The following is a 5866-nucleotide window of genomic DNA, read 5'->3' on the forward strand; positions in this document are numbered from 1 at the left end:
CCCCAACGAATCTGGGTGACCGGATTGGTGCGCCAATCATCGGCGATGAGATCCATTTTGGATGCCGGTAGGGCTTGCGGAATTCCATGGGCACCAGAGCGGTAGTTATGAGCCTTGTAATTCCAATGGCTCTCTTTCGTCCATAAGTTATTTAGGCAGCGATACTGATCCTCATCCCAACCATATTCATCGGACATGATCGCCTTGGTTACATTCTTGGCACCAACGATGGTGCGGGCCATTTCGACCTGACGACTTAAGTTGGCAACGATCGCCATCTCAGAGATCTGGCCAGAAAGAGATGCCATCGGCAGCCCGCTCTTGACCCTAAGATTTTTTGCCATCGGAGTCTGGCTGGTCAGATTTACTGAGTCAGGCAGAGCCAGGCGGCTAGTCATAGGAAAATCCAGGCCGTAGGCAGTTGGCTGGGCCGCGGCGAGAAAGAGCATCGAAGCGATTGTTACCCAGAGCGCCGGCTTTCTTACTCGCCCCGTGGTAAAGGATGCAAGGGCGGCGAAGAATGCGCGCAGGTTTGCCTTCATCTTCCTTACTCCTTCCATCCTCGTTCAGCTCTAGTTCATACTCCGGTCATCTCTGACCTACTTTTCCCATGGCGCCATACCCTCAGAAATGAGGTTATGACTTAAGGGAAGGGCTTAATCGTGTCTAGTCAGGGGGTGAGTCGCAAATTTAACCCTGCGTGGGTCGCAAATTCACAGAGAGGGGGGTGGCTGTGGATAGGTAAAAGCCCAGTTCAGCTAGGGCGAAGTCTCAAATGTCCGATTTGTAACTGTGAGATTTAAATGGGAGGCAACACGCCCGGTTTAGTTTTGCGGACCTTCGAGCAATTCCGTGACCAGGGCGGCGATCGGTGAGCGCTCTGATCTAGTCAGAGTCACGTGGGCAAAGAGCGGATGGCCTTTGAGTGTTTCCACCACTGCGACCACGCCATCGTGGCGGCCAACGCGCAAGTTATCGCGCTGGGCAACGTCATGGGTGAGAACTACCCGTGATGCCTGGCCAATTCTGGATAGGACGGTAAGTAGAACTCCCCGTTCTAGGGATTGGGCTTCATCAACGATGACATAGGAGTCATGCAGCGAGCGCCCGCGGATGTGGGTCAGCGGCAGAACTTCAATCAGACCTCGAGCAATGATTTCATCGATGACCGCTTGGCTCACTAGCGCCCCCAAAGTATCGAAGACTGCTTGCGCCCAGGGCGACATCTTCTCGCCTTCACTGCCCGGTAAATATCCGAGCTCTTGCCCGCCGACCGGATAGAGCGGGCGGAAGATGATAACTTTCTTATGAAGCCGCTTTTCCATCACCGCTTCAAGTCCGGCGCATAGTGCGAGCGCTGACTTACCTGTTCCGGCTCGTCCCCCGAGTGAGATGATGCCGATTGATTCATCTAGCAAAAGATCTAGTGCAATGCGCTGCTCAGCGCTGCGACCATGCAGCCCAAAAGCTTGGCGGTCACCGCGCACTAATTGCAACTGCTTGCTCTCAGTCACCCGGGCAAGTGCGCTTCCTTTTTCCGAGTGCAGCACGATTCCAGTATGAACCGGAAACTTATGAGCACACTCGTGGTCGGTACGATCAGATGAGTAAAGCTCATCGATGGTGCTGTGGCCAACAGATACTTCTTCGATTCCGGTCCAGCCACTATTAGAGACAAGCTCTGCCAAATATTCTTGGGCTTCAACTCCCACCGATGATGCCTTCACGCGAAGTGGAAGATCTTTGGTCACCAGGACCACATTCTTGCCATCTGACATTAGGTTCTTGGCAATAGCCAGGATGCGCGAATCATTGGTGCCATCGCGCAAGAAACCGTGGGGCAAGGTGCTCAAATCTGTGTGGTTAAGTTCAACCGAGAGCGTTCCACCTTCTGGTGTAATTGTTAGAGCTGAATCAAGGCGACCATGTTCAATCCGAAGGTCATCAAGTGCGCGAAGGGCGGCGCGGGCAAAGTAGCCGAGTTCGGGATGATCGCGCTTGGTCTCTAATTCGCCAATCACAGCGATTGGAATGATGACTTCATGTTCTTCAAATCGGGACATTGCCCCGGGATCTGCCAGGAGTACTGAGGTATCTATGACATAGGTTTTACGGGCAGAATCACTCTTCTTTGAAGTAGCCAAGGCCTAACCATTCTCTGTAGTTGTATTCATGGGCAAGTGATCTGGGTGGTGCTTCTGACTTGCAAAAGATAGAACGAAAGAAATGGACTATTGGTGCGACACGCCATTAATGGTTGAGATGTAATACAACGTTTACCTGACTGGGCAATTACCTAGCTGGCCCGTACTTCTTCGTGATTCTGCGCTCTGCAATAAATGAAGCGACCGGCAGTGTTCCAGCGGCAATCAGGGCAATAATGGTCAGGAATTTCATCCGCTTCTGAACGCCAATTTGAAGGACAGTCAGGATGTAGACGATGTAGAGGTAGCCGTGGGCGATCGGAATGAAGATGATCCAGGCGTTGTCATCTAGGGCATCGAAGATGTATTTAGCTGGCATGTAGCCAAAGACGAGCAAGAGCAGATTTACGCCACAGAGCACAGCGAGCAGGCGAAAACGGGTCAGCGCCCCTGTGGAAGTCGGTTCGGTCATAGGTAGAACCTTATAACTTTTCTTCGCGGCGCTGATAGAAGGGGGCATATAAAACCAGGCCCGCCATGAACCACCACACAACCACATAGGAAATGTGCTGCCAGTAGTAGCCGGGCACACCCGATGTCAGTTTAGGATCCAGAATTCTGGTCCGTGAAATCTCGCCGGCTCGGGTCTGCTCACTTTTTTCTAGAATGAAACCGTCATAGAGCTGGTAGTCAGTAGCGGCAACCAGAATGCTGCTATCTAGTCGCGCGAGTTGTGAAGGTGTATTGACCGCGCGATCATCGAACTGGCGCGGCATCAGAGTGCCAGTGATTTCAACTCTAGTCGACATCGCAATTTCCGGTGATTGCAACCGCTCTTTCCATAGTCCACGCACCACAAGAATTGCGGTATCTGCCTCGTTCTGCAGCAGCGCCACTTCCCAGTCGTCAACTTTTCCATTGCCATCAATTTGATTGGGTGCTTTGTAGTTGGCGATGTAGTTACCAGATGTGCGCACTTGCTTGCCAACACTTGTGGCCGGGATCGTGCCCGTGGGAGTTGCTAGCTCTGGCAGTGGATAAATCGTGCTATCAATCGGTGCAACTCTCGGATTGCTCATTTCATTGGCGCGATCTAGCTGCCAGAGCCCAAGTCCAATCAAGATAGTCACCAGGAAAAGAACGAGCAGGGCTTCACCCAGTCGCTGGATGGGAGACTTCTTAATTCTCGCCCTCATTCTCCTGGCGTAGCTGCTCACGTTCTTGCATCCGGGTATAGCGCTTATAGAAATTACGAAGCAAAAACGCAATGGTCGAGAAAAGGGCAATCATTGTCAGCGAACCAGCGACACCTACTTCAACGTCTTTTGCCATGAGAAGATTCTCCCATGCCTGCAGAAAACGACCAATTCGATTTTAACGATCGATATGGAATCACTCCTGCGCGCGGGTGGGTGAAGTATGCAGCTGGCTTCGCAATTGTTGGCGGAGCGTGGTTACTCTGGGCCGGCCTACATCAAGCCAATCCAGCGCTTCGTTATGAACTTATTTCATTTTCCACTGCAGATCCGCGCAACCCGGAAATACGATTCTTGGTTCAACGAGCCGATGGCAAACAGGAAGTTCAATGCACACTCGTTGCGCGTGACTATGAGAAGAACGTGGTGGGACAAATTGATATCACTATCGCAGCTGGCGAAACCTATCTTGAGCCCACATTTGTCGTTCCTACCCGCGCAGATGCGGTCAATGTGGGCATTTCACGTTGTCGCACTCTGCCCTAAGATTGTCCTCTATGACTTCCCAACAGACCTGGCTTACCCAAGAAGCAGCTGATCGTTTAGCTGGCGAACTTGCGAGCCTGGAAGGTCCGGGACGGAAAGAAATTACGGCAAAGATTGAGGCAGCGCGCGCTGAAGGTGATCTGAAAGAGAACGGCGGCTATCACGCAGCGCGCGATGAACAAGGCAAGATGGAAGCGCGCATTCGCCAAATAAAGCAAATGTTAGAAAATGCCCATATCGGAACACCACCAGCCAGCGCCGATGGAAAAGTAGGAGCAGGCATGGTTGTCACCGCATCTATTGCAGGAGATGAGATGAAGTTCTTACTTGGCTCTCGCGAAATTGCATCCGGTAATCTCGATGTGTATTCGGAGAAATCACCACTGGGAGCAGCTGTGTTGGGCGCAGAAATTGGAGCGACCGTTTCTTACACCGCACCCAATGGGCGTGATATCAAGGTCGAGATTAAGAGCGCCGAGTTTTATAGTTAATCTGCGTAGTTGCGGTATTTACGAAGGCTTAACGGAATAAAGATCGCCATGATGATGAGCATATAAATCAGCGAAGTTATCAGTGGGTTCTCACTCGGAAAAGAGCCAGCAGTTGCGCCAAATTGATTTTCCAGGCCAAAGAGTTCGCGGCAGGCAGCAACCATCGTTGAGACGGGATTCCATTCTGCAAAGTACTGCAGGGCGCGCGGCATTCCGGTTGTGGGAGCAAAGGCGTTAGATAAGAAAGTCAGTGGGAAGGTCACGATAAAGCTGACGTTTTGCACCACCCGCGCATCAGACGCCGAAAGCCCAACCAGGACTCCGACCCACGAGAGCGCGTATCCAAAGCAGAGTAAGAAGATAAATCCGAGGGCAATGCTGCCAATGCCACTAGAAGGGCGCCATCCGACCACATAACCGGCAATACCCATCACGGCGAGCACGACGATATTCAAAAGTGAATCACCCAATGTGCGCCCGATAACGAGTGCTGATTGTGAGATCGGTAGAGATCTAAATCGATCAATTAGCCCCTTCTTCATATCTTCGGCTAAGCCAGAGGCAGTGCCAGCTAAGGTAAAAGCAACTGTTTGCACAAAGATGCCGGGCATCAATAGCTGCACATATCCACCAGGTTGGCCAGTATCAATTGAGCCGCCAAATACGTAGCGGAATAGAAGTACGAACATCACCGGTTGAATTGTTGAGAAGATGAGAACTTCAGGCACGCGACTAAGCAGCAGTAACTGTCTGCGGGTAATAATTGCTACATCGTTGATCGCACTCATTTTCTGCCCCTCTTCTTCTCTGCCACTTCTTCCTTCTTCTCCTCCGCCACATGCCCAGTCAAAGAAAGAAATACATCATCAAGTGATGGTCGCTTCAGACCAACGTCCAGTGCATGGATCCCGGCGGCATCGAGTGATTTCAAGACTTCAAAGAGGGCGGCTGAGCCGGTAGAAACTGGGGCCGAGATTAAGCGCAACCCTTCATCGAGGCTCGCTTTATGATCACTGACTGCGCCAACTATTTCCAATGTCTTTGCAACGTGGGCTTGTTCCACGACTACTTCCAGCCGTTCTCCACCCACTTGCTTTTTTAGGGCATCAGATGTTCCACGAGCAATAACTTTTCCAGTATCAATAACAACGATGTCATCGGCTAATTGATCTGCTTCTTCCAGGTATTGCGTTGTCAGCAGCAGCGTTACCCCGCCTTTAACCAACTCTTGGATAACTCCCCACATCTCCTGGCGACCGCGTGGATCAAGGCCAGTAGTAGGTTCATCGAGAAAGAGAACTTTTGGTTTAACAATCAGAGATGCTGCTAAATCTAACCGGCGACGCATTCCACCTGAATACGTCTTAATCGGGCGCCTGGCTGCCTCTGTGAGTGAAAATCTTTCGAGCAGCTCATTTGCTCGTAGAACTGCGTTCTTCTTTCCTAGGTGATAGAGCTCACCGAACATCACTAAGTTGTCATATCCGGT

9 protein-coding genes are annotated in these 5866 nt (G+C 51.3%); 2 read left to right on the plus strand and 7 right to left on the minus strand.

Translation table 11 applies throughout. The features are described 5' to 3' along the window. From AC9UEP_RS05505 to AC9UEP_RS05525, 5 genes are all read right to left on the minus strand, one after another. Positions 1-542: aggregation-promoting factor C-terminal-like domain-containing protein (locus AC9UEP_RS05505; protein WP_509544870.1), on the minus strand; the 542-nt coding region annotated here is incomplete at its 3' end. Between the two features lie 282 nt (positions 543-824). Then, positions 825-2144 (minus strand): RNA 5'-3' helicase PhoH2, encoded by a 1320-nt coding sequence (gene phoH2 / locus AC9UEP_RS05510; protein ID WP_509544873.1) that lies wholly within the window; start codon positions 2142-2144, stop codon positions 825-827. 148 nt (positions 2145-2292) lie between these two features. Next, positions 2293-2616 carry a DUF3817 domain-containing protein gene (locus AC9UEP_RS05515; protein WP_509544876.1) on the minus strand — a complete coding sequence of 108 codons (324 nt, stop codon included), beginning with the start codon at positions 2614-2616 and terminating at the stop codon, positions 2293-2295. Positions 2617-2626: 10 nt separating this feature from the next. Continuing rightward, complete coding sequence (locus tag AC9UEP_RS05520; protein ID WP_509544878.1) at positions 2627-3340, minus strand: SURF1 family cytochrome oxidase biogenesis protein; 714 nt, start codon at positions 3338-3340, stop codon at positions 2627-2629. Next, positions 3324-3476: a hypothetical protein gene (locus tag AC9UEP_RS05525; protein ID WP_509544881.1), complete on the minus strand. Its 153-nt coding sequence runs from the start codon at positions 3474-3476 to the stop codon at positions 3324-3326. The genes AC9UEP_RS05520 and AC9UEP_RS05525 overlap by 17 nt, the downstream gene beginning before the upstream one ends. Before the next feature lie 14 nt (positions 3477-3490). On the opposite strand from AC9UEP_RS05525, the gene AC9UEP_RS05530 reads away from it, so the two are divergent. Together AC9UEP_RS05530 and greA are read left to right on the plus strand one after the other, a co-directional pair. Next, positions 3491-3886 (plus strand): DUF4307 domain-containing protein, encoded by a 396-nt coding sequence (locus AC9UEP_RS05530; RefSeq protein ID WP_509544884.1) that lies wholly within the window; start codon positions 3491-3493, stop codon positions 3884-3886. 11 nt (positions 3887-3897) lie between these two features. Further along, positions 3898-4377 carry a transcription elongation factor GreA gene (gene greA / locus AC9UEP_RS05535; protein WP_509544887.1) on the plus strand — a complete coding sequence of 160 codons (480 nt, stop codon included), beginning with the start codon at positions 3898-3900 and terminating at the stop codon, positions 4375-4377. On the opposite strand, the gene AC9UEP_RS05540 is transcribed toward greA, so the two are convergent. Together AC9UEP_RS05540 and AC9UEP_RS05545 are read right to left on the minus strand one after the other, a co-directional pair. Next, the gene (locus tag AC9UEP_RS05540; RefSeq protein WP_509544889.1) at positions 4374-5165 is read right to left on the minus strand and encodes an ABC transporter permease; all 792 of its coding nucleotides are present in this window, start codon (positions 5163-5165) and stop codon (positions 4374-4376) included. The two genes, greA and AC9UEP_RS05540, sit on opposite strands and share 4 nt — an antisense overlap. Next, a partial coding sequence (locus AC9UEP_RS05545) for an ATP-binding cassette domain-containing protein (RefSeq protein ID WP_509544892.1) occupies positions 5162-5866 on the minus strand: 705 nt, incomplete at its 5' end. The genes AC9UEP_RS05540 and AC9UEP_RS05545, both read right to left, overlap by 4 nt.

Source organism: Candidatus Planktophila sp., assembly GCF_040402315.1.
In the GTDB taxonomy this organism is placed as follows: Bacteria; Actinomycetota; Actinomycetes; order Nanopelagicales; family Nanopelagicaceae; genus Planktophila.

Coding starts and splice junctions, on each gene's coding strand:
- AC9UEP_RS05525 (WP_509544881.1), bottom strand. CDS start 3,476: ATGGCAAAAGACGTTGAAGTAGGTGTCGCTGGTTCGCTGACAATGATT.
- AC9UEP_RS05530 (WP_509544884.1), top strand. CDS start 3,491: ATGCCTGCAGAAAACGACCAATTCGATTTTAACGATCGATATGGAATC.
- AC9UEP_RS05520 (WP_509544878.1), bottom strand. CDS start 3,340: ATGAGGGCGAGAATTAAGAAGTCTCCCATCCAGCGACTGGGTGAAGCC.
- greA (WP_509544887.1), top strand. CDS start 3,898: ATGACTTCCCAACAGACCTGGCTTACCCAAGAAGCAGCTGATCGTTTA.
- AC9UEP_RS05540 (WP_509544889.1), bottom strand. CDS start 5,165: ATGAGTGCGATCAACGATGTAGCAATTATTACCCGCAGACAGTTACTG.
- AC9UEP_RS05515 (WP_509544876.1), bottom strand. CDS start 2,616: ATGACCGAACCGACTTCCACAGGGGCGCTGACCCGTTTTCGCCTGCTC.